18 protein-coding genes are annotated in these 23,023 nt (G+C 56.1%); 12 read left to right on the top strand and 6 right to left on the bottom strand.

The window, feature by feature from the left end; genetic code table 11:
• Positions 1-416 precede the first annotated feature (416 nt).
• The 7 genes from ACYZTR_RS16600 (at position 417) to ACYZTR_RS16570 (ending at position 8,919) form a co-directional block, all read left to right on the top strand.
• Complete coding sequence (locus tag ACYZTR_RS16600; RefSeq protein ID WP_461972577.1) at positions 417-1,850, top strand: NAD(P)/FAD-dependent oxidoreductase; 1,434 nt, start codon at positions 417-419, stop codon at positions 1,848-1,850.
• Entirely contained in the window at positions 1,847-2,698 is an 852-nt protein-coding gene (locus ACYZTR_RS16595; protein ID WP_461972575.1) for a HemK/PrmC family methyltransferase, read from the top strand. Before ACYZTR_RS16600 ends, ACYZTR_RS16595 begins: the two co-directional genes overlap by 4 nt.
• Before the next feature lie 21 nt (positions 2,699-2,719).
• Positions 2,720-3,982, top strand: a complete 1,263-nt coding sequence (locus ACYZTR_RS16590; RefSeq protein WP_461972573.1) for an aminotransferase class I/II-fold pyridoxal phosphate-dependent enzyme — start codon at positions 2,720-2,722, stop codon at positions 3,980-3,982.
• Positions 3,963-4,361 carry a chorismate mutase gene (locus ACYZTR_RS16585; RefSeq protein WP_461972571.1) on the top strand — a complete coding sequence of 133 codons (399 nt, stop codon included), beginning with the start codon at positions 3,963-3,965 and terminating at the stop codon, positions 4,359-4,361. The genes ACYZTR_RS16590 and ACYZTR_RS16585 overlap by 20 nt, the downstream gene beginning before the upstream one ends.
• Positions 4,358-6,427, top strand: coding sequence for an aminodeoxychorismate synthase component I (gene pabB / locus ACYZTR_RS16580; protein ID WP_461972569.1), 2,070 nt, complete (start codon positions 4,358-4,360; stop codon positions 6,425-6,427). The genes ACYZTR_RS16585 and pabB overlap by 4 nt, the downstream gene beginning before the upstream one ends.
• Positions 6,424-7,296: a prephenate dehydrogenase dimerization domain-containing protein gene (locus ACYZTR_RS16575; RefSeq protein WP_461972567.1), complete on the top strand. Its 873-nt coding sequence runs from the start codon at positions 6,424-6,426 to the stop codon at positions 7,294-7,296. Before pabB ends, ACYZTR_RS16575 begins: the two co-directional genes overlap by 4 nt.
• A 93-nt stretch (positions 7,297-7,389) precedes the next feature.
• On the top strand, positions 7,390-8,919 hold the full coding sequence (locus ACYZTR_RS16570; protein ID WP_461972565.1) for an MFS transporter: 1,530 nt from the start codon (positions 7,390-7,392) through the stop codon (positions 8,917-8,919).
• A 70-nt stretch (positions 8,920-8,989) separates the two neighbouring features.
• Here the strand turns inward: ACYZTR_RS16570 and ACYZTR_RS16565 are convergent, their stop codons facing one another.
• The 5 genes from ACYZTR_RS16565 to ACYZTR_RS16545 all read right to left on the bottom strand — a co-directional run bounded on the left by ACYZTR_RS16565 (position 8,990) and on the right by ACYZTR_RS16545 (position 15,217).
• The gene (locus tag ACYZTR_RS16565; protein ID WP_461972563.1) at positions 8,990-9,391 is read right to left on the bottom strand and encodes a heme-binding protein; all 402 of its coding nucleotides are present in this window, start codon (positions 9,389-9,391) and stop codon (positions 8,990-8,992) included.
• Positions 9,388-10,629, bottom strand: coding sequence for a glycolate oxidase subunit GlcF (gene glcF, locus ACYZTR_RS16560; RefSeq protein WP_461972561.1), 1,242 nt, complete (start codon positions 10,627-10,629; stop codon positions 9,388-9,390). The genes ACYZTR_RS16565 and glcF overlap by 4 nt, the downstream gene beginning before the upstream one ends.
• A 3-nt stretch (positions 10,630-10,632) precedes the next feature.
• Positions 10,633-11,697, bottom strand: a complete 1,065-nt coding sequence (glcE, locus tag ACYZTR_RS16555) for a glycolate oxidase subunit GlcE (RefSeq protein WP_461972559.1) — start codon at positions 11,695-11,697, stop codon at positions 10,633-10,635.
• The gene (gene glcD, locus ACYZTR_RS16550; protein WP_461972557.1) at positions 11,697-13,196 is read right to left on the bottom strand and encodes a glycolate oxidase subunit GlcD; all 1,500 of its coding nucleotides are present in this window, start codon (positions 13,194-13,196) and stop codon (positions 11,697-11,699) included. The genes glcE and glcD overlap by 1 nt, the downstream gene beginning before the upstream one ends.
• Before the next feature lie 257 nt (positions 13,197-13,453).
• On the bottom strand, positions 13,454-15,217 hold the full coding sequence (locus ACYZTR_RS16545) for an L-lactate permease (RefSeq protein ID WP_461979760.1): 1,764 nt from the start codon (positions 15,215-15,217) through the stop codon (positions 13,454-13,456).
• Positions 15,218-15,390: 173 nt separating this feature from the next.
• On the opposite strand from ACYZTR_RS16545, the gene ACYZTR_RS16540 reads away from it, so the two are divergent.
• The 3 genes from ACYZTR_RS16540 to ACYZTR_RS16530 all read left to right on the top strand — a co-directional run bounded on the left by ACYZTR_RS16540 (position 15,391) and on the right by ACYZTR_RS16530 (position 18,713).
• The gene (locus ACYZTR_RS16540; protein ID WP_461972555.1) at positions 15,391-15,627 is read left to right on the top strand and encodes a hypothetical protein; all 237 of its coding nucleotides are present in this window, start codon (positions 15,391-15,393) and stop codon (positions 15,625-15,627) included.
• 695 nt (positions 15,628-16,322) lie between these two features.
• Entirely contained in the window at positions 16,323-17,726 is a 1,404-nt protein-coding gene (locus ACYZTR_RS16535) for an MFS transporter (RefSeq protein ID WP_461972553.1), read from the top strand.
• 546 nt (positions 17,727-18,272) lie between these two features.
• Positions 18,273-18,713 carry a cupin domain-containing protein gene (locus ACYZTR_RS16530; protein ID WP_461972551.1) on the top strand — a complete coding sequence of 147 codons (441 nt, stop codon included), beginning with the start codon at positions 18,273-18,275 and terminating at the stop codon, positions 18,711-18,713.
• Between the two features lie 13 nt (positions 18,714-18,726).
• Here ACYZTR_RS16530 and ACYZTR_RS16525 read toward each other — a convergent pair whose 3' ends face one another.
• Positions 18,727-20,157 carry an MFS transporter gene (locus ACYZTR_RS16525; protein ID WP_461972549.1) on the bottom strand — a complete coding sequence of 477 codons (1,431 nt, stop codon included), beginning with the start codon at positions 20,155-20,157 and terminating at the stop codon, positions 18,727-18,729.
• 133 nt (positions 20,158-20,290) lie between these two features.
• Between ACYZTR_RS16525 and ACYZTR_RS16520 the strand changes: the two genes are divergently transcribed.
• The gene (locus tag ACYZTR_RS16520; protein WP_461972547.1) at positions 20,291-21,181 is read left to right on the top strand and encodes a LysR family transcriptional regulator; all 891 of its coding nucleotides are present in this window, start codon (positions 20,291-20,293) and stop codon (positions 21,179-21,181) included.
• Positions 21,182-21,682: 501 nt separating this feature from the next.
• Positions 21,683-23,020, top strand: a complete 1,338-nt coding sequence (locus tag ACYZTR_RS16515; RefSeq protein WP_461972545.1) for a TackOD1 domain-containing metal-binding protein — start codon at positions 21,683-21,685, stop codon at positions 23,018-23,020.
• The last annotated feature ends 3 nt before the right edge of the window (positions 23,021-23,023 follow it).

Raw genomic sequence — 23,023 nt, 5'->3', positions numbered from 1 at the left:
GCCGAGATTGTTTGGGGCGCTTGCTTTTGGGGGTAGGACGCGGCTGCCTGGAACTTACCGCTATCAATCGCCACCAGTTCACCTACGGCCAAGCTCGAATCGTCAGGGGGGTAGTTAAGTTTTCACGCAATCTGTGATGGTCGATTTTTTTTGAGTTTTTGTTTTTACTAATTATGTAAATTCAACTAAGTTTTCATAGGCTGCTGTTTTTTAAAAATTAACTGGACAGTCTTTGGTTTAAGCGCAGAGGTCCAGATTTTTAGCTCCGCTGCAATATGTGTAGAATTATTTCGAAGATACAATATGAAACAAATAGTCGGTTGAATCGTAATGTAACGAAATTATAGAAATGTTCCTGTTTCCAACGAGAAAAATTTATTTTTCTTACATTGCGGGTAATCGTCTGAGGTCAAAACATGGAGTTCGACGTCGTTGTTGTAGGAGCAGGAGCAGTTGGTGGATCAATCGCGTATGAGTTGTCCACGCGAGGTTTAAATGTCTGTCGAGTCGGTGAGACTGATCGTACAAATGCTGCGTCAAGGGCTGCCGGAGCGATGAATGGATGTTTCGGGGAGGTAACAAGCGGCCTGCTGGCAAGTGATTTTGGTCGATTGAAATTAGACATGGATCGACAAGCTCAACACCTGTGGTCAAGTTGGGCGGAGCGCTTGGCAATTTCTTCAGGTGATTCTAGTTCGTTGTTTACCGCGATTGGGACCCATGTGCTGCTCAACACCGCCGGCATGGATGAGGTGGACAGCGTTAACTTCGACACCATCGAGAGAACCCTTCGTGAGTATGGTGAGCCATTTGAAATAGTTGATCCGCGCAAAATGGAGTGGCTGAAGCCCAACCATCTGGTTCGCCCTCTGCGTGGGTTGTACATACCAAACGAGCATTCCGTGAATTCTCATCTTTTGCTGGAGAAACTGGATGCTGCATTTGTCTCAGAGGGTGGCACTCTGAAAAATGAGAACGCCCAACGCGTGTTGGTTGAGGGTGAGGTAGTCACCGGCATTGAGTTATGCAGTGGAGAGGTTCTTTGGGCAAAAAAAGTTGTGATTGCGGCAGGCGTTCAATCTTTAGACCTGCTTAGTGATATCGAGGAGCTCGTAAAGAAAATTCCACCGTTGTTCAGTGGATATGGCGTTTCAATTCTCGTGAAAATGCCAGAAGGGGTTGAGTTGCCGAGTTCTGTCATACGGACGCCAAATCGTGCTTTTGCGTGCGGCTTGCACTGTGTCCCTCGTGGGGACGGAGTCTTGTATCTGGGAGCTACTAATATAATTTCGGAGCGGCCTAAACAACAGGCTCTCATATCGGATGTTCAGTTTTTGCTTGACTGTGCTGTTGATCAACTAAACCTGGACCTTCATAGCGCTGAAATCATTTCCATACAGGTTGGCAACAGACCAATTCCGGCAGATGGTTTTCCATTGATTGGCGAGTGCGGCATCGAAGGTCTTTGGCTTGCAACAGGCACCTACCGAGACGGCCTGCACCAGTCACCATTGTTGGCGCGGTATATAGCTAATTGCCTTGCCGATATAGATACTCCCGATCTAGATCTCAGCCCTTTCAAACCTGTACGTGCTCCGTTATCCGGGTTTGCCCGCGAAAATACGGTCAGGGAAACGGTACAGCAGATGTTTGCCACAGGATATGAGTATCGTTGGGATATAAAACCTTACTGGTTTCCTTTGCTGGATGAAGGACTATCGCGCAATTACGAACAACTTATAAATGATTTGCACTCGTCATTTACGCCTCCGCCGGAGTTGGTCGCATTCTCCTATCTGTATGAGTCAATTTTGAAAAGACTTGCGCAGTATTACAAGGAGTGGTCATGAGTCTTACGGATCGTGAGTACCTTGCTATTAGTCAAGCGCGGGCCATGTTGCAAGCGTCTGGTGTCTGGGACTTGGAAGAAGATTTGAGTTGTCTTATAGATCGCTATATCGAACGGGTGGATAAAAGTCGTGCGCTCAATGAATTTATGTTAGCGGTTAAAGAGCGCTGTAACCGAATTCCTCTCGGTCATATTGTTGGCATGGTGGAGTTTGACGAAATGCCGCTGGTGGTCGGTAGCGGCGTGTTTATCCCCCGCCCTCACAGCAAAATCATTCACAAGTGGCTGGAGACCAGTGCTGCGCTGCGACCGGGTGCTAGTGTCCTCGATTTGTGTGCAGGAAGCGGCGCGATTGGCTTGGCGATCGCACGACGTAGACCGGATCTGAAAGTGACATGCGTGGAGTTTGATGAGATAGCGGTGCAGTACCTCAAGCGCAATATCGACCGACTGGCCTGCAAGGGGGGACAGGTCAATCACTTGCAGGCTGACATTCGCGACAAACAGGCATTTACGCGATTCACAGATCAGGTTGGTTTGATTGTCGCTAATCCTCCGTACGTCCCACAGTTCCAAGAGTTGTTGCCTGAGTGGAGCGATCACCATCCACGGGTGTCGGTCTATTCCGGGACCGATGGTCTTGAACTGATACGGCACATCATCTCGCTCGCGAACCAGTTACTAAGTCGTGAAGGTTGGCTAGTCATTGAGCATGGCGAGGAGCAGGCCAAAGCGGTGCGCGAACTGTTCAAGCAGAGTCAGCTGACAAATACACAAACTGTAATCGATAAGGAAGCGTCCGACGCCTCGGGCAGCTCAGTAATGACCATCGGATGCAAATCTCAGTGATTTTTAGAAAGGAGTTTAGCTATGGATGTGCAAACTAGACAAGACTGGATGAGCATTCGTCGCGGCAACACCACTGGTGCACTGGCGAAGGCTTACGAGGAAGGGCTGACAGGTTTTACCGTTGCGAGTCGTGCGGGTAAGCACATTACCTTGCAGGACGGAGGCACATTCATAGAGTTTGTTTCCTGTTCGTACTTGGGCTTGGAAACCCACTCGGCATTGATCGATGCCGCACACCAGGCTATGGAAACTTCCGGATTGCACCTGTCGTCTTCTCGAAGTGCAATGCGCCCAAGTTACCTGCCTCAACTGGAAGAGTTGCTTGCTCAGATTTACAGAGGTAGCGGCGTTGCGGTGTTTACCTCTACCAGCAGTGTCCATTTAGGTGTTTTACCGTTGCTGGGGAGTGGTTCGTTGGGTGGGTATCCGGTCAAAAGACGAATCCATTGGCTGATGGACAAAACCGCCCATGCTTCGATGCAGGTACTTAGGGGGATTTTGGACCAGTTCGGACCTGTTTCTAGAGTTGAGTCCACCAGTCAAGAATCAATGACCACAGCGCTGAAAGACTGCACCGACAAAGGTGAAACTCCAGTGCTCTTGATCGATGGAATGAGTGGTCTTGTACCCATCGCTGAGCTCTCTCGGCAGCTAGAGTCGGCACAGGGATACTTATACGTAGACGATGCTCATGGTATTTCGATCGTCGGACGACATGGTGCGGGATATGCCTTTTCAACAGTTGATCACTCATTACCTGCAAATATTATTCTGGCAGGGTCTCTCTCCAAAGCCTTTGGTGGCGCGGGTGGTTTTGTCGTGGTTTCAGATCCACGGGATGTTGAAGTTATCCGAACCCTGGCGAATCCGCTGATATTTGGTCATTCCATTATGGTGCCCATGTTGGCGGCGAACGTTGCCTCGGCGAAAATCCATCTCAGTGAAGAGATCGATATTTTGCAACGGCGACTTTGGGAAAATGTCGCCCTTTTAGATTCCCTCACCGACAACCAGTTGCTCAACGCAGGTATCCAGTCACCTGTCAGAGGAGCCTTCTTTGAAACAGAGGAGGCCGGCTTGCAGGCTGCGAGAATCCTGCGTGACCAAGGCATTCTGCTCTTTCCGGTGTTTTACCCAATCATTGCCAAAGGCAAAGCGATGCTGCGTTTTGCAATTTCAGCAGACCACAGTGGCAAAGACATCAGGTTATTGGGGGCTGCTCTAGGGGCTATGACGAGCAAGGGGTTATGGACGCCTGCTATCAATGAGCGGGATCACGCCTGACTGGCGACTCTCTTCCAGAAATTGGCTAACGGAGGTGCAAAAGATGAAACGACAGGGACAGTTATCACAGACAGGCACGTCTAACATTTTGCAGCCGCAGCGGGAGCGGCTTGACTCGATAAATTTGCAAGTTGTCGACCTGCTTTCTGAGCGAATGAAAGTGTGCATGGACATTGCCCAGCTCAAAGCCATCTATGGTATTGCGATGATGCAACCCGGACGAATTTCCTACGTGCTCGATATGATTAAGATTAGGTCGGAGGCGGTAGGATTGAGGCCGGAATATGCCGAGTCGATATTCAGACTGATTATAGAAGAGACGTGTACTCAGGAAGACGTCCTGATCAATCAGTGTCTGGCCCCGGGGCGACCCTCATGAAAATATTGCTGATTGATAACTTTGATTCCTTCACCCAGAACATCGCTCAGTATTTGTATGAGGTGACAGGCATTTGCGCGGATGTAGTCAAAAATACACTTCCGTACAATGAATTGGGCATCGAAAAATATGACGCTGTAGTGCTGTCGCCCGGTCCAGGACACCCCAGTCAGGAGGGGGATTTCGGTGTGTGCGGTGACGTCATCCTCCGTTCTCCTGTCCCGTTGCTTGGTATTTGTCTAGGCCACCAAGGAATCGCTCAATTTCTTGGGGGGACGGTGGGGTACGCTCCCAACCCTGTGCATGGCTACCGCAGTCGGATTACTCATTCAGGTAAAGGGCTCTTTCGAGACTTACCGGAGCAGTTCGAAGTGGTCAGATACCATTCGTTAATGTGTACAAGCCTACCAGCAGAGCTCCAATGTACGGCCTGGACGTCTGAAGGTGTGGTCATGGCAATCGAACACATCGCCAGACCAGTTTGGGGTGTCCAGTTCCACCCCGAATCCATCGAGTCAGAATATGGCCATGCGCTATTGAGCAACTTCGTACGCATGGCGCTGGAACATAACGTAAGTGCTAGAGCTCACTTAGAGTCCGACACGGAATGTACGTCATCAAAAGATGCATACGTCGCAGTAGGGGGGATGCTGAATATGCAGCTTGCCTACCGTGAGTTTTCCGAATGCACGGATCCACTAGCAGTATTCTCGACGCTCTATGCAGACGATCGTTATTCTTTTTGGCTAGACAGCGAGAAGTCAGAAAGACCTAATGCCCGCTACTCGATCATGGGTAGTGGGGAGGCGCAAGGAGCGATAAGGCTTGAATACGATGTCAACGATGAGTGCATGAAACTTGAAGGCCCCAAGGGCAAAAAAAACATCAAAGGAGACTTTTTTACACTGATTGCACAAATCTTCGAAGCTGTGCATGTGGCAACCCCTCAGTACTTGCCGTTTGTTTTCAAGGGTGGTTTTGTTGGCTACCTCGGTTACGAATTGAAAGCACTGGCGGGTGGACGAAAAATTTACCGTTCGGTTTATCCGGATGCTTCATTCATGTTTGCGCCGCATTTCTTTGTCTTTGATCATCATGAAGACAAGGCCTATGAATGCGTGATGACTGCGACTGGCGATGCTGTGGTTTGGCCGTCCTTACCTGATTTTCTCCATCGTAATGATGAGTCAGCTGGTCATTGCAGTTCGTTTATTCCAGGTGCCGTAGATCAGCTGAAGCTCTCGCTTGAGGACGGGCCAGATGATTACATCAGTAAGATCAATCAATCTCTCAAGTACATCACCGATGGGGAGTCGTACGAGATCTGCCTGACCAATAGGGCAAAAATGGCGTACAGCGGTGCGCCTTTGAGTGCTTATTGGCGAATGCGCCAGGCTAGCCCCGTACCCTACGGTGCTTACCTCTCGTTTGCAGGATTTTCAGTATTAAGCGCTTCGCCCGAAACCTTTCTCAGAATCGATGACAGCGGATTGATCGAGTCCAGACCGATCAAGGGAACCAGACCGCGTAGTAAACAATTCGCCGAGGACCAAATATTGCGCGATGAGCTACGTAACTCGGCAAAGGACAGGGCCGAGAACCTAATGATTGTCGATTTGGTGCGCCATGATTTGAATCAAGTGTGCCGTCCAGGGAGCGTTCATGTCCCTGAGATTTTCTCAGTGGAAAGCTTTTCTTCGGTTCACCAACTTGTCTCAACGATTCGTGGGCACCTTCGCTCGGATATTTCAACGGTCGAAGCTATTCGAGCCTGTTTCCCCGGTGGCTCAATGACGGGAGCTCCGAAGAAACGCACGATGGAAATTATTGACGTATTGGAGGCTTCCGCCCGTGGTGTCTACTCAGGCGCATTAGGCTGGTTATCTTTCAGTGGTGGAGCGGAGCTGAGTATTGTCATCCGAACGGCAGTGCTCCAGGGTAACGAGGCGAAATTTGGAATTGGTGGCGCGATTGTTGCGCACTCCGATCCACAGCAAGAGCTTGAAGAAACTTTGGTCAAGGCTAGCGTGCCTTATTACAGTTTTGTCGTAGGGAGCGAATCATGATGAGCGACACGGTTGTCGTGTTGGGGGGAGCGGGTTTGGTTGGCTCATTGATCAGCCGCATTCTTATGCAATATGGATACGATGTCCGGGTGGTGGATCGCAGGCCTTCCGAACAGGAATGTGGCTTCTATGAAGTCGATGTCACAAGTCCGTTCAGCAATACCGGGCACATCTTCCAAGGAGCGGTGGCAGTGGTCTTTGCGTTGCCCGAAAGCGTGGCTATCCGGGCAATACCTTGGGTTGTTGGCTCCGTTTCGAACGAGGTTGTATTCATACCGACTTGTTCTGTTCAGGAGCCATTTTACAGAGCATTGAAAAATGCTTCGTCCCAGCAGCCTTTCGTCGGCGTCAACCCAATGTTTTCACCCAAGCTCTCCGTTCAGGGACGCACCGTCGCAATTTGTCTTGAAGATGGCGACTCGCCTTCGACTTTCATCGAGCAACACTTGATGGAGGCGGGGATGAAGATAAAGCGAATGACGCCCGTGGCTCACGATGAACTCATGGCGCTCTGTCAGGCGTTGCCCCATGCCGCAATTCTCGGGTTCGGCTTGGCGTTGGCAAGGTCTTCACTTGATCTGGAAAGCGCTCTTGAGGTGATGCCACCTCCGATGCGGACAATGATGGCGTTGCTGTCCCGGGTTCTGGTCAATCCGCCTGAAGTCTACTGGGATATACAGCTAGAAAATGATCAGGCTAACCACCAGCGCGCCGCGCTGGCGGAAGGGATGGAACGCTTGATGAACAATGTCTCTAGTCAAGATTATGACGAGTTCAGACGCGACTTACAGGGCGTTTCAAATGCTTTGGGTCGTCGTTTGAACTCGGGGGCTGTCGATTGTCAGCACGTTTTTTCATTACTGAACTAACCGAGTCCTCGACATGGAAGTGTGCTGGGTTCGTTTCACAGCGCATTGCAAAATCTCCTGTGAATTTTTTGAGGGTGATAAGGAGCTTGGCTGATGGCATTAGTAAGTAAGGCAGCACAACACAGAGCAAAATCAAAACGATGGTCAGCCCTTAGCGTGCTGATGCTGCCAGTACTACTGGTGACCGTGGACAATACGGTGCTTGGATTCGCGTTACCCAAGATTGCCGAGGCTCTGCATCCGAGCGCTAGTCAGCAGTTATGGATGATCGATGCCTATTCGCTGGTATTGGCGGGATTGCTGGTGTCGATGGGCAGCCTGGGCGATCGAATCGGTCATCGTAAGTTGTTATTGGCTGGGTCTTTGGGTTTTGTCATTGTCTCGGTGCTGACCGCCTATTCCGATACGGCTACACAACTGATTGCCGGGCGAGCTTGCATGGGGATTTTCGGTGCGATGCTGATGCCCTCAACGTTGGCATTGATACGTTCGGTATTTGTGGATCGAGAAGAACGGAGAGTCGCTGTCGCGATCTGGGCAACAACGCTGACGGTAGGATCGGCACTCGGTCCTTTGGTCGGTGGGGTTTTGCTGGAATTTTTCAGCTGGGAGGCGATTTTCCTGTTGGCAATACCCGTATTGGTGCCGTTATTGGTATTGGGACCGGTGTTGTTGCCCGAGTCCGAGCAAGACTGTTCAGGGCCATTGGATCCGCTCAGTATCCTGCAATCGATGGTCGCCCTCAGTGCTATCGTTTACGGCATTAAACATAGCGCCAGTAATGGTGTTGACGGGTTGGCACTGACAGCATTTGTAATCGGCATGTTTGCTGGGTGGATGTTTGTGCGTCGGCAGTTACGTCTGCCTGTGCCGCTGATGGATCTGAGTCTGTTCCGAAGTGGCACCTTCAGCGGCTCAGTGCTGATCAATCTGATGAGCCTCGCGTTCCTCGTCGGCTTTGTATTCTTCACCACTCAGTTCTTACAGATCGTCCTTCAGATGTCACCCTTGAGGGCTAGCTTGGCGTTAGTACCTGGTCAGATCATGGCAATCGTAGTGGGAATGGCAGTCGTGCCTGTTGCGCGTCGAGTACAGGTGCATGTGCTGGTGCCGATTCTGATGGCGTTTGTTGGGGCGGCGTTTTTGATGGTCGCCAGCATTGGCAGCAGCCTGTTCGTTCTGGTGGTGGCTTTTGCCTTGCTGAACATTGGCGTGGGCGCGATCGCGACGGTATCCAACGACGTGATTTTGTCCGCCGCACCGCCGGATAAGGCGGGTGCGGCGTCGGCCATGAGTGAAACAGCCTATGAAGTGGGTGTGGTTTTGGGGACGACAGTGCTCGGTGGTCTCGTCACTGCCTACTATCGCGGTGCATTGCAGCTTCCGGGTTTTTTGAGCGAGGTGCAGACGATGCTGGCGAGTGAGACGCTATCCGGTGCTAATCATGTGGCGGTGCAGTTGTCGGGAGATCAAGCACGTGCGCTGATGACGCAGGCGGGAAGTGCATTCGAGGGTGGAATTAATTTGGTTTCGTGGGTGACATTTGGCTTGGCACTCATGGCGACTTTAATTGCCTGGCGCGCTCTGCGGACACCGACGACGGAACTTGCTGAAGGGCAGTGATCGAGAACGAACGTCGGGCCGTTTATCACACGGCCCGACTATTTCAGCGCTCAGCTCAAATCAGTTCGGCTCAGTTCAGGCATTGCGCGCCGGCTTTGGCGACTTGTGCGTCCTGCTCGGCTTTGACACCGGATACCCCGACCGCGCCGACCACCTGGCCATCGACGATGATCGGCACGCCACCTTCAAGCGAGGTCAGTAATGGTGCTGACAAAAAGGCGTGGCGGCCGCCATTGACCATCTCTTCATAGCCTTTGGATTCGCGCCGACCGAGGGCCGAGGTGCGGGCCTTTTCGGTGGCGATATAGGAGCCAATCGGAGCGCAACCGTCGAGGCGTTCGAGGGCCAGGGGATGGCCGCCGTCATCGACAATCACGATGGTTACCGCCCATTGGTTGTTCTGCGCTTCGGTGCGTGCAGCCGCGAGGATTTGGCTGACTTCGGTCTGGCTCAGTACAGCTTTGCTTTTCATGGCAGTTCTCCAGTGCTCGGTGATGGCAAGGCGGCTTCGACCAGTTCGATCCAGTGCCTGACAGGGGTTCGGCCCGCACCATCGAGGTGGGACTGACAGCCAATATTGGCCGTGACAATGACTTCGGGATGCCCGCTTTCCAGCGCATTGAGCTTGTTGTCGCGCAGTTGCCGGGACAGTTCGGGTTGGGTCAGCGAATAGGTGCCCGCCGAGCCGCAGCACAGGTGACTGTCGGGAACTGACGTGAGGTTGAAGCCCAGACTTGTCAGAATCGCCTCAACCGCGCCACCCAGTTTCTGTGCGTGCTGCAACGTGCAGGGGCAGTGGAACGCCAGGCGCTGGTCGCCATGGATGCCGAGCTGTTCCAGCGGTTCGTCGCGCAGCACTTCAATCAGATCCTTGGCCAGTGCACTGACCGTTCTAGCCTTTTCGGCATAGGCCGGATCGGTGCTGAGCAGGTGACCGTAGTCTTTGATGAAAGCGCCGCACCCGCTGGCGGTTTGCACGATGGCCTCGGCACCTTTTTCAATGCTCGGCCACCACGCATCGATATTGCGGCGGGCGCGATCAAGGCCGGCCGCCTGAGCGTCGAGGTGATAATCCACGGCACCACAGCATCCGGCTTGATGGGTCGCGGTGACGCTGATCCCCAGTCGATCCAGTACTCGAGCGGCGGCCGCGTTGGTATTGGGCGACAGACTCGGTTGCACACAGCCTTCGAGCATGAGCACCTGCCGTTCGTGGCGAGTGGCCGGGCGCGGCTTGGCCGGATAGACGCGGCGGGGTAACTTTATGTTCAAGGTGTTGGGCAACAACGCCCGGAACACCTGGCCGCTGCTGACCAGCCCTTTGAACAGCGCAGGATTGGGGACGACGCTGCGCAATCCCTCGCGCAACAACCGCTGGCCGAGTGGGCGCGGCACCGCCGCATCGACCACGGCCCGGCCGATGTCCAGCAAGTTGTGATAGTCGACACCGGAAGGGCAGGTGGTTTCGCAATTGCGGCAAGACAGGCAGCGATCCAGGTGCTGTTGGGTCTTTTGCGTGACTTCGTTGCCCTCCAGAACCTGCTTGATCAGGTAAATGCGGCCCCGCGGTCCATCCAGCTCATCGCCCAGCAATTGATAGGTCGGGCAGGTGGCATTGCAGAAACCGCAGTGCACGCACGTGCGCAGAATGCTTTCGGCTTCTTCGGCGCGGGGCAGTTGGCGTGCGTGTTCGCTTAAAGTGGTCTGCATGGGTCAAAGCTCCGCGTACAGGCGTCCGGGGTTGAAGATTCCCCGGGGATCGAGTTGTTGCTTCAAGTTCCGGTGGTAGCGCATCAGTGCGGCAGGCAACGGTTGGAACGGGCTGTCGATCAGGCCATGGCTGTAGCAGGTCACATGCCCGCCGATCTCTTCCACGATCGAGCGAATGAACGTTGGCTCTGCGTCGGATTTGAGCCAGCGCTGTGCACCTCCCCAATCGATCAGCTGACGGCCAGGCAGGGAAAGTCGCGACGTGTTGTGAGGAACGGACAGGCGCCAAAGTGCCTGGTCCTCATCGAAGAAGCTCAATCGATGCTCGTTGAGATCATCCCAGTACGAGGCGTCCAGCAACTCGCCGCCCAGTCGCTCATGAGCCGCAGCCACCGAGCCTTCGCCACCCTCAAGTCGCAGGTGCAGGCGCTGTCCATCGTGGCACGCGGCGCTGATCGGCAGCGGTTGTTGCCCCCATTCGGCGAGGCGAAGCAAGGCGCGATCACTGTCCATTTCCAGGCTGATGCTTAAGGCTTGACGCGGCTTGGGCAGGACCTTGAGCGAGACTTCGGTCACCACGCCAAGCGAGCCGTAGCTGCCGGCCATCAAGCGCGACAGGTCGTAGCCGGCAACGTTTTTCATGACTTCGCCACCGAAGCGTAAATGCTTGCCATGACCGGTGATGACGCGTGTCCCAAGGACGAAGTCCCTGACGGACCCCGACCAGGGACGCCGTGGTCCCGACAACCCGCTGGCGATCATGCCGCCGACCGTGGCGCCGTCGCCGAAGGAGGGCGGTTCGCAAGGCAGCATCTGCTGCGCTGCATCCAACACCTCAGCAAGCTCTTTCAACGGCGTGCCGCAGCGGGCGGTGATCACCAGTTCGGTCGGATCGTAGCTGACGATGCCTCGGTGGCTGCGCGTGTCGAGGACTTCACCCGCCACGATGCGCCCAAGAAACGCCTTGCTGTTGGCGCCTTGAATGCGCAACGGCGTGGCGTTTTGCAGCGCCTGGTTGACCTGCTCGAGCAGCGCGCCGCTGTCGTCGAGATCGTGTTCACTGCGCATCAGAAACGCTCCAGTTCAGAGAAGGGCATCTGACCCAAATGAACGTGCATGGCGCCAAACTCGGCGCAGCGGTGCAGCGTCGGAATGTTTTTGCCAGGGTTGAGCAAACCACTTGGATCGAAGGCGGCTTTGACGGCATGGAACAGGGTCAGCTCATCGCTATTGAACTGCGCACACATCTGATTGATTTTCTCCCGGCCTACGCCGTGTTCACCGGTAATGCTGCCGCCGACCTTCACGCACAATTCAAGGATCTTGCCGCCCAGGGCTTCGGCGCGATCGAGTTCTCCCGGTTGATTGGCATCGAACAGAATCAGCGGGTGCATGTTGCCGTCACCGGCGTGGAAAACGTTGGCCACCCGCAGGTCGTACTCGGCCGACAACGCAGCAATCGCCTGCAGCACTCCGGGCAGCTCGCGGCGCGGAATTGTCCCGTCCATGCAGTAATAATCCGGTGAGAGGCGGCCCACCGCCGGAAAGGCATTCTTGCGTCCGGCCCAGAAGCGTACGCGTTCGGCTTCATCGCGAGCCTGGCGCACTTCGGTGGCGCCGGCCTGTTCCAGCACTTGGCGCACGCGGGCGCAGTCATCATGAACGTCGGCTTCAACGCCATCGAGTTCGCACAGCAGGATGGCTTCGGCGTCGACCGGATAGCCGGCGTGGATGAAGTCTTCGGCGGCGCGAATGGCCAGGTTGTCCATCATTTCCAGGCCACCGGGGATGATGCCGGCGGCAATAATGTCACCCACCGCACGGCCAGCCTTCTCGACGGAATCGAACGCTGCCAACAGCACTTTGGCGGTCTGGGGTTTGGGCAGCAGTTTGACCGTGACCTCGGTGATGACACCGAGCATGCCTTCGGAGCCCGTGAACAACGCCAGCAGATCGAAGCCCGGAGAGTCGAGTGCCTGGGAACCCAGGCTCAGGTGTTCGCCGTCGACGGTCAGGATGTCGACCTTGAGCAGGTTGTGCACGGTCAGCCCGTACTTCAGGCAATGCACGCCACCGGCGTTTTCCGCCACGTTGCCGCCAATAGAGCAGGCGATCTGCGAGGAAGGGTCCGGCGCGTAGTACAAGCCAAACGGCGCTGCTGCCTGGGAAATCGCCAGGTTGCGCACCCCCGGCTGAACCCGAGCCGTGCGGGCGGCGGGGTCGATGTGCAGAATAGTATTGAAGCGCGCCATCACCAGCAGCACGCCTTTTTCCAGCGGTAATGCGCCCCCGGACAAACCGGTGCCGGCACCGCGGGCGACCACCGCGACATGCCGCTCATGGCAGAGCCGAAGCACGCCTTGTACCTCATCGATGTGGCGCGGCAGTACCACCAGCATGGGTGTGGTGCGGTAAGCAGAAAGTCCGTCGCATTCGTACGGTTTGAGCTCTTCCTGTTGGTGCAGGACTTCCAGATCTGGCCACTGCGTGTGCAGGGCTTGCAGTAAGGCAGCTCTGTCGACATCAGGCAGGACGCCGTCGACGCGTTCATCGTAGAGAATGTTCATAGTCGGTTGACGGCCCTCAGTTGTTTTTATTGGAGGTCTGTGTCCGTTTACCACTGACTTTCATCATTGGCCTGAGGCGTTCTACTGTCTATGTGTTGTTGGCTGGTCGAACCAGTTTTCTGTTCGAAGGTTCGGGCAACGCTGCGACTTGGGGGGGTGTAAAGCTTGCTGATCACTTAAAGAAGTCATGAGTCAGTGAGAGTCCTGCCGCCATGCCCAAACGATGACCCCAGTCATGGCTGACAGGTTTGCTTCAATCAATGCCCGCCCACAACCATACTGCTGAACGGCTCCACATACGCCTGCAACGTCACCAGGCCACCGACCAGAATGGCCAGGATGATCGAGTGGAAGAACACGTAACGCAGGATTTCCCCTTCATGGCCATACCAGCGCGTGGCGGTGGACGCCACCACGATTGACTGGGCGTCGACCATCTTGCCCATGACCCCGCCAGAACTGTTGGCTGCGGCCATCAACACCGGGCTGATTCCCAGCTGCTCGGCGGTCACCCGTTGCAAGCCGCCGAACAGCACGTTTGACGCCGTATCCGAGCCGGTCAAGGCTACGCCGAGCCAGCCGAGCAGGGTGCCGAACATGGGGTAGAAGATGCCCGTCGCGGCGAAGGCCAGGCCCATGGTGGCGTCCAGGCCTGAATAGCGGGTGAGGAAACCCAGGGCGAGCATCGCGACGATGGTAATCAGCGAGTAACGCACGACCCAGATCGTTCGCAGGTACTGGTGAATCAGTTGCGGGATGGAATAGCCCATCAGCAACCCGCCGAGGATTGCCGCCAGCAGGATGCCGCTACCGGTACTGGTGAGCCAGGTGAACTTGTAGACCGCTTCCTCGGTTTTAGGCGCGGGCACCACGGGCGGTACCTTCTCGATCTGCTGGTGAATAGTCGTGAATGTCACCACCGGGGCGAAGATCGGGTTCGCTTCGCGCATCGGTTTGCCTTGAGGGTCGAGCTTCGCTGAGTTCGTCGCCGGATCCATCGCCGGGCGGGTATCGAACATGTTTTTGAAACCCTGGGTGCCCCAGGCGAAAACGAATACCGTGAGGATGATCCACGGCATCCACGCGCGCATCACCGCAGGTTTGGCATCGCTGGCAAAGGTCGCGCTGGCGACGGGTTTTTCGTCATGCTCTTCGGCTATTTTGGAGTTGTCGACGCGCCCGGACAGCGCGGCGGAGGTATGCACGGTGGCCGGTTTCCAGACCTTGAGGAAACCGGTCAGGCAGGCCATGGAAATCAGCGCGGCGATCACGTCCACCAGCATCGGCCCGTGGTAGTTGGACACCACGAACTGCGGCACGGCAAAACTGACCCCGGCTACCAGAATCGCCGGCCAGATTTCCAGCATCTTGCGCCATCCGGCGAAGGCCCAGATCAACCAGAACGGCACGATCACCGAGAAGAACGGCAATTGCCGGCCGACCATCATCGACAGTTCCATTTCATCCAGCCCGGTCACCTTGGCCAGGGTGATGATCGGCGTACCCAGCGCGCCGAATGCCACAGGCGCAGTATTGGCGATCAACGCCAGGCCAGACGCGGCCAGAGGCGAGAAGCCCAGCCCGATCAGAATCGCCCCGGTCACCGCCACCGGCGTGCCGAAACCAGCGGCGCCTTCGAAGAAAGCACCGAAGCAGAAGGCAATCAGCAGCAATTGCAGGCGTCGGTCGTCGGTGATGCGCGCCAGGGAATCCTGCAGCACCTTGAACGAGCCGTTCTCCGTCGTCAGCCGATGCAGGAAAATGATGTTGAGCACAATCCAGCCAATCGGCAGCAAGCCGTTGGCGGCGCCGTAAAGTGCGGCCGAGCCGGCCATGTTCGCCGGCATGCCGAAAGCGAAGATCGCGATCACCAGCGCCGAGGCCAGGGCCAGCAATGCGGCCAGATGCGCCTTGATATGGAAAAACGCCAGGGCTGCCAGCATCACCACGACCGGCACTGCTGCCATGATGGTTGAAAGTATCGGGTTGCCGAACGGATCGTAGATTTGCTGCCAGACCATGTTCCACCTCTGCTTTTTATTGTTGGGCGAGCAGACCCCGGTGGGGGCGGTGGCTTCTAGTATAGGTGGCATTACGCCGCTGTCCTGGCAGGCCTTCTAGTGGACCGCACTGAGCTAACATGGCCCATAGGTAAATGCGCTACTCAGCCTTCAACGACGAGAGGAATGCAGCAATGACTGAACGCCATATTCACCACAAGGAAACGCTGTCGAACGGATGCAAGATCGAGGTCAAAGCCGAGATATTGAAGGACGGCTCGCTGGGGATGTTCATCGGTGTATACCGGCCGGACGGCACGGCCATTTTTGAGGATCACGATCCAAAACCACATCTGCTGGACATGGAGGCCGCCTTGGATTGGGGTATCGAAACGGCGAAAGACGTCGGTAACAGCCAAAGAACGCTGTAAGCCCTGGCTCTAGACACCCACATGAACAAGGCGATAACCACCATGAACAAAGAGCAGGTCGGTGCAACAGAAGAAGAGGGCGGCGATTCGGCCTCGCAGCTAATCGGCGCGAGAATCAAGGAACGCCGTACAAGCAGGTCGTGAAGCTGACGTTTGCCAAGGGCGCCTCGCTGGAAGACCCATCAGGCCTCTCATCTCGACACGAGCGGCCTGTCGCACCCAATCGGCTGAGTAAGCGGCCCTGCGAAACCCTGACGAGATGACCGCAATCGATGTCTCGTCATGAGCTGGGAAAGTGTTGTCGTACAACAATCCCAATCACCCCATTGTTCATACCCTACGCTTAATGCCATTAACAGGCGCTCATCGTTGAGACGAACGGCTATTTTTCAGATTGACAGCCTATGAGTGAACTCGATATAAAAGACGCAGTTGTACGACGACAGACAATTGCCGACGACTAAACCCTAAAAATAAAAAAGAGTATCGGCCCCATCATGAATGCAACCCGCCTGCACGCCTCCCTGAATGCCCCTTCTTATGGTTCGACCTTGACTGCCTGCCCATCCTCGCAGTCTGGCGCGTTACATACGGCTGTTTCCTCAAACGCCTGATAGCACTTGCTATACGTCCAACTTCGGCCGCTGAGCACTGATTACCCATTTTCGAGCCTAATTCAACAATAAAGTGATGCTATGAATCTGAATGAGCCCATCAACCCGCAACGCATCGGCCAGGCCGTCGGCCAGTACCGCTGGACTATCTGTGCGTTGCTGTTTTTTGCCACCACGGTCAATTACCTGGACCGGCAGGTACTCAGTCTGTTGGCGCCGGATCTATCGACGCAGTTTGGCTGGAGCAATACCGATTACGCCAACATTGCGTCTGTTTTTCAGTTTGTGTACGCGATTTCCATGCTGTTCGCCGGCCGTGTGGTCGACAGGATCGGCACCAAGACCGCCTTTGTGTTGGCAATCGGCATCTGGTCGACCGGCGCGATAATGCACGCCTTTGCGGTGCCGATGGGTGAGGGGATCGGCGCCCTATCCAGCGCGCTCGGCATTGCCGTCATCCCGGTCTCGATCGCAGGCTTCATGCTGTCGCGCGCCGTGCTGGCGATAGGCGAAGCGGGTAATTTCCCGATCGCAATCAAGGCCACTGCCGAATATTTTCCGAAGAAGGAACGTTCCTTTGCCACCGGTATTTTCAACTCCGGTGCCAATGTGGGCGCGATCCTGGCGCCGATCTGCGTACCGCTGATCGCCGGCCTGTGGGGCTGGGAAGCGGCTTTCATCGTGGTCGGTATGTTGGGCTTCGTTTGGCTGGGCGTATGGATTGCGCTGTACGAAAAGCCGGAGGAGCAAAAACGCCTGTCGGCGCAGGAATTGGCCTACATCCGCAGTGATCAGGGCGCGCAGGCGCTCACCAGCACAGACTCGGGTGGCGCTGCCAAAAAAGTATCGTGGTTCAAGTTGCTGACCTACCGCCAGACCTGGGCCTTTGCCTTTGGCAAATTCATGACCGACGGCGTGTGGTGGTTCTTCCTGTTCTGGCTGCCGACCTATCTGTCAGCGCAATACGGCATGAAGGGCCAGGCCATCGTGTTGCCGCTGGCCGTGTTGTACAGCATGACTATGGTGGGCAGCATCGGCGGCGGCTGGTTCCCCAGCTATTTCATGGCACGCGGCGACGCGCCGTATGACGGCCGTATGAAAGCCATGCTGGTGATCGCCTTCTTCCCGCTGCTGGTGTTACTGGCGCAGCCATTGGGTTACCTCAGTTTCTGGGTACCGGTGCTGCTGATCGGCGTGGGCGCATCCGCGCACCAGGCGTGGTCGTGCAACATCTTCACTACCGTGTCCGACATGTTCCCGCAGAAAACCATCGCTTCGGTGGTCGGTATTGGTGGTTTGGCAGGCGGCTTGGGCGGCGTAGTGATGACCAAGACCGGCGGTTGGGTGATCGACCATTACAAACTGATTGGCGATATTCATACCGGCTACATGATCATGTTTGCCATCTGTGCGGTGGCCTATCTGGTGGCGTGGAGTGTGATGAAGACGCTGGTGCCACGCCATAAGGAAATCACCGATCTGTAACGGCTGGCACCATCCACTGAGCTGAAAGGCGGGGGACGATGGTGCGCCACAGGCGATAGCATTTTTCCATCCTGCCACGCTTGCCACAGTTCAAAATCGTTCTAAAAAAGCCCGCGTTGCGCTTTGGACTTTGTACTACTCTTGAAGTTGTAGGTGAAGACGCAGACTGATGCGCAAGCGGATGGCGAGGAAACGTGGGGCGCGTTCCGAAGGGTACACGGTTAGAAAGATCTCCGCGCTGAGATCCAGCCCTTATGCCGTGTGAAGCAGGACAGCACAAAACTGTTCTGTGGGAGTCCCGATAAACCTTGTAAGCCGGAGACCAGCACCGGCCACCTACTCTATTTCAAAGCCCGCCTTGTGCGGGCTTTTTCGTATCCACAGGATCCGTTTGTATCGGAACGTATCCCGCACGGCTGCAGCTAACTTCGCATACAAATCCACGGCATTCCCGACACTTGCGCGATACACGGCGGCCTCTGAATAGAGCCACCGCATCCGCGGCAACCTGCGCGCGACTTTCCGCGCTCTTATTGGAGAAATGCCATGTCCCCTTTCAACCACCGTATCTCCGCTGGCATGTTCGGCGTTGCCATTGCCGCGGCACTCACCGCCTTCGCGGGCCTTGCTCAAGCTGAAGAGGCGCCTGCGGTAAAAAGCTGGCAGGCGGGTCTTCACCGCACCGATCTGCTGCGCCAGGATCTCGACGTCGCCGGGCGTGAGGTGATTCAGGTTCGCGTTGATTTCGAGCCGGGTGTGGTATCCCCCAAGCATTCTCATCCGGGAGTGGAAGCGGCCTACGTCATTGAGGGCACGTTTGAATATCAGCTCGAGGGGCGGCCACCGATAACGCTCAAGGCTGGCGACTCCTTGTACATCCCCGCCGGTACTGCGCACGTCGCGAAGAATATCGGCGCGAACAAAGCGTCGGAGCTGGCGACGTATATTGTGAAGAAAGACACGCCACTGGTCGTGCTGGAAAAGTAAACGCCGTGTCGGGTTACCGGCGGTTATGACGCATTGCCAACGCGCGGCTTCCCAGCGCGATGGCCAGTGCGACAGCGACCAACACCAGCGCCACGGCGAAGGTGATTCGCAAACCGCTGGCAACCGCTTCGGGTTGCGCTGTTGCAATGTCGACAGCGTCCGATGCGAGCGCGAACACCGCGCCCAAGGCGGATGCACCGGTGATCAGCCCCAGATTGCGCGACAGGTTGAGCATGCCGGAAATGACGCCCCGTTGGTCTGGCTGAACATCCGCCATGACCGCCGTGTTGTTGGCTGTCTGAAAAAGGGCATAGCCGAGAGTGATCACGACCATGGGCAAGAGGTAGCCACTGATGCCGAATGTCTCCGGCAGCACCGATAGCGTGAAGCATCCGGTGGCCATTGCCGCGAGCCCGGCGAGGGTCATGCGTCGGGCGCCAAAGCGGTCGGCAATACGGCCTGCGGGCACACCCGTCAGTGCCGCGACAAACGGCCCGACTGACAAGACCAACCCCACCAGAACGGCATCGAGGCCGAGTCCATGCGCGAGATAGAACGGACCGACCACGAGCGTCGCCATCATCACTGTCGCGACGAGCAGGCTCATGGTGAGGCTGCCACTGAGCACGGGATCACGGAACAGCGCCAATCGAATCAACGGTGAGGTGACGCGGGCCTCGGCGAACACAAAGAGGCCGACGCCGACGCCCGCCGCCAACAGCAAAGCGATGTTGATCAGGCCGAAACTGCCTCGTCCAAGGGTCATGGCCATCGCATAAGCGGCGAGTGTCAGCGCCAGCAGCAGTGTGCCCAGCGGGTCGAAGCCGGCACGATCGGTCTTGGGTTTCTGGTGATCGGCGGGCAAATAGCGATGAGCGAGCACCCACGTCAGCAAGCCCAGCGGTACGGTGATGAGGAAGATCGCCCGCCAGCCGAACGCGTCAATCAGCAGGCCACCGAGCGACGGCCCCATTGCGGTGCCTATCGCCGACATCGTCCCGAGCAAGCCCATGGCGCTGCCGATTTTCGCCTTCGCTACCGTCTCGCTGACAAAGGCCATGGTCAGCGCCATCATGATTGCCGCACCGAGTCCCTGCAGCGCCCGGGCGCCAATCAGCAGCCAAAGCGAGGGCGCAAAGCCGCACAACGCCGACGCCAGCGTGAACACGCCGATGCCGGCCAAGAGCAGCCGTCGACGGCCCGTTATGTCACCGAGCCGACCGACGCTGACGATCAGGGTGGTGATGGCGAGAAGGTAGGCGAGGACGATCCACTGCACTTCCTGAAAGGAGGCGTTGAACACCTGGGCCAAGGTCGGCAAACCGACATTGGCGATACTGGTGCCCAGCGAGGACAGGAGCATCGACAGCGAAAGACTGGCCAACGCCCACCGAACGGACGGTGTCTGTTGCGCTTGAGCTGCGACTGCACTGATTGATTTCATTCTGTCCTCATTTCTGGCCACTCCCGAAGCGGAGCTACCAGAAATCTACGCCCCGGCCTAACATGGCGGAAGACGCACCATTTGCACTTTATTCGTGCGTCAAACGCCATATCACTCTGCCGCGGGGCAATGCATGTCCACTCCCGATCTCAACTTGCTGGTCACTCTTGATGTGCTGCTCGCCGAAGGCAGCGTGGCGCGCGCCGCCAAACGCTTGCGGCTGAGCCCGTCGGCGATGAGCCGGGCGCTGGCGCGATTGCGTGAAACCACCGGCGATCCGCTGTTGGTCAGGGCCGGACGTGGTCTGGTGCCCACCCCGCGAGCGCTCGAATTGCGCGAGCGGGTCAGTCAACTGGTGCAGGACGCCGAAGCGGTACTTCGGCCTGCCGAGCAACCCGACCTTAAACAGCTGAGCCGCACGTTCACGCTGCGCACCAGTGAAGGCTTCGTCGAGAATTTTGGCGCGGACCTGATTGCGCGCGTCGCCGAGCAAGCCCCAGGCGTGCGGCTGCGCTTCATGCACAAACCCGACAAAGACAGCACGTCACTGCGCGACGGGACGGTCGATCTGGAAACGGGTGTGGTGGGAATGGCTGCTGGTCCGGAGTTGCGCACGCAGGGCTTGTTCCGTGACCGTTTCATTGGCGTCGTGCGAAGGGGGCATCCACTCAGCCAAGGCGAGATAACCCCCGCGCGTTATGCGGCGGGCAGTCACATCAGTGTCTCTCGGCGCGGGCTCGACAAGGGACCTATTGATGAGGCCCTTGAGCCCCTGGAACTGAAGCGGCAGATAGCAACAATCGTCGCAGGCTTCTCCACTGCGCTGGTACTCGCCCGGGCCACCGACCTGATCGCCAGCGTTCCCGAACGGCACACCGCCAACCTTCGTGCCGGCATGCACAGCTTTGCGCTGCCGCTGTCTCTGCCGGCGTTCACCGTCGCAATGCTCTGGCACCCGCGCCTGGACGCTGATCCGGTGCATCGCTGGTTACGTAGCTGCCTTCGGGATGTTTGTGCTGATTAAAAAGTTGCAAGATTTTAGCAAATGTTCATTAATGAAACACTGCATGTTTCACTCGTGTAACTGTTCAGTTTCGTTGTGCTGTTATTGTTATATGAATTGGCGAATTTGATATAAAAACCCCTTGAACTTATTAACTTGATAGCGGTCTTGGCTACGTCCAGCGCTGTCAATGCTGGCAATTAAACAGTAGTGAGCGTAGTGGTAATGTTTTAATTGCTAAGTGTGTGTAAGTATTTGAAATATTAACAATTATTATTTTTGATAGTCATGGATACCGGTCGTATTGAAGCGCAGTGTTCAACGACGGGAGGCGAGTAAGTTAATGACAAAATAGTGGCATTCGACCTATCAAAAAAATAACTTCACAATAAAGTTGGCGCTTTTCTGACGCGGTGGTAGTGTTTGTAACTCCTTTTAACCGCGCTTATCTGTCCGCAGAGGCCGTGCGACATGCCGACTCCAACTCCACGGATTGCGATACTCGGTAATAGAGTTCCAAGCTTGAATCTTCCGGAGCTTGAACACTTCGCCGATGTGGGCAGCTTGTTGGCTGCACCCGCATTTGATGTCTTGCTGCTGGACCTGCCAGCGGCTTATTCCGGGCGGGTGCTTCGAAAGTTGCGATCGATTCCCCCTTATCGCTACACCCTCATTTTTTGTTGCCGTGATCAGAATGACTGGTGTGAAGCCTTGGGTGACGGTGAGTGCCCTGGCGAATCCAGCGAAATAAGAACCCTCTGGGGGGTATGGCAAGAGCGCTACCGGCTGTTCAATCAGGGCTCCGCCCCCGAGCGTTTTGAAAGTCGGGTGCTTTCCTGGTTGTGGTTGCGCGACCACTCCCACGTCTATGCCCTGCGAGACCCGGAGGTGCCTCAGCATTATCGCTATCCGTTGCTGGACGCCCTGGCTGATAACGAGCAAGTCAATTCGTTTGTCTGGCTCAGTTTGATGGTGCAGCAGGACTGGCTGGAAGCGGGGGTTCTGGTCGATCGTGTTCGCCTCTGTTCGGACTGTGGTTCGGGCCGGCTCAATTACATTGATGTGTGTGCCGAATGTCAGGCCCTGGACATTTCACGGCAGCCTTCATTGCACTGCTTTACCTGTGGGCACGTGGGGCCACAGGAATCCTTTCTCAAAGACGGGGTGTTGTTGTGCCCCAACTGCTTGAACCGGCTGCGTCATATCGGCAGTGATTACGACCGCCCTATGGAGAATTATCGCTGTCGGTCATGCCAGGCGTTTTTTGTCGATGCCGAAGTGCAGGCGCGCTGCCTGGACTGCGGCCTGTCACACACGCCTGACAAGTTGCGAGTACGCGAGGTCAGAGATTTCCGCCTGGCCGAGGCCGGACGTTTCCGCTGCCGCCAGGAGTTCGGCGATCAATCGGTACAGCACTTCGGTCAACTCACTCTGTTAGGCGGCAAGGATTTTTATGATCTGCTGACCTGGCAGATGCAAGTCGTGCGCCGCTACCCGATGCCTGCCTTCTCACTGATCGGTCTGCGCTTCATCAACCTGGCCAGTACGTTGTCTCGCCTGGGCGAACACCACGGCCATGCCTTCATCGACAGTGTGGCCGATCGTTTGAAGGAAACCGTCAGGGAAACCGACCGCTGCTCTCGAAGTACGGAAGAGTACTTGTGGATCATGCTTCCACACACCGATGGCAAGGGCCTGGAAAGCGTCAAACAACGCTTGAGCCGGGTCGCCGAGTTGTTTTCAGCACCGGAGGTCAGTGACATTTCACTGCGTGTCGTCAGCATCACGGCGCCCCACGATCTTCTCGAGCAGGAAGACGGCGAATTACTACTGGCCCGTCTGGCCAGTGAGTTGGTGTGAGAC

The organism is Pseudomonas sp. Hz4, assembly GCF_054898165.1.
Note: the sequence above shows the minus strand (reverse complement) of the source record. Positions and strands in the feature narration are given on the sequence as shown.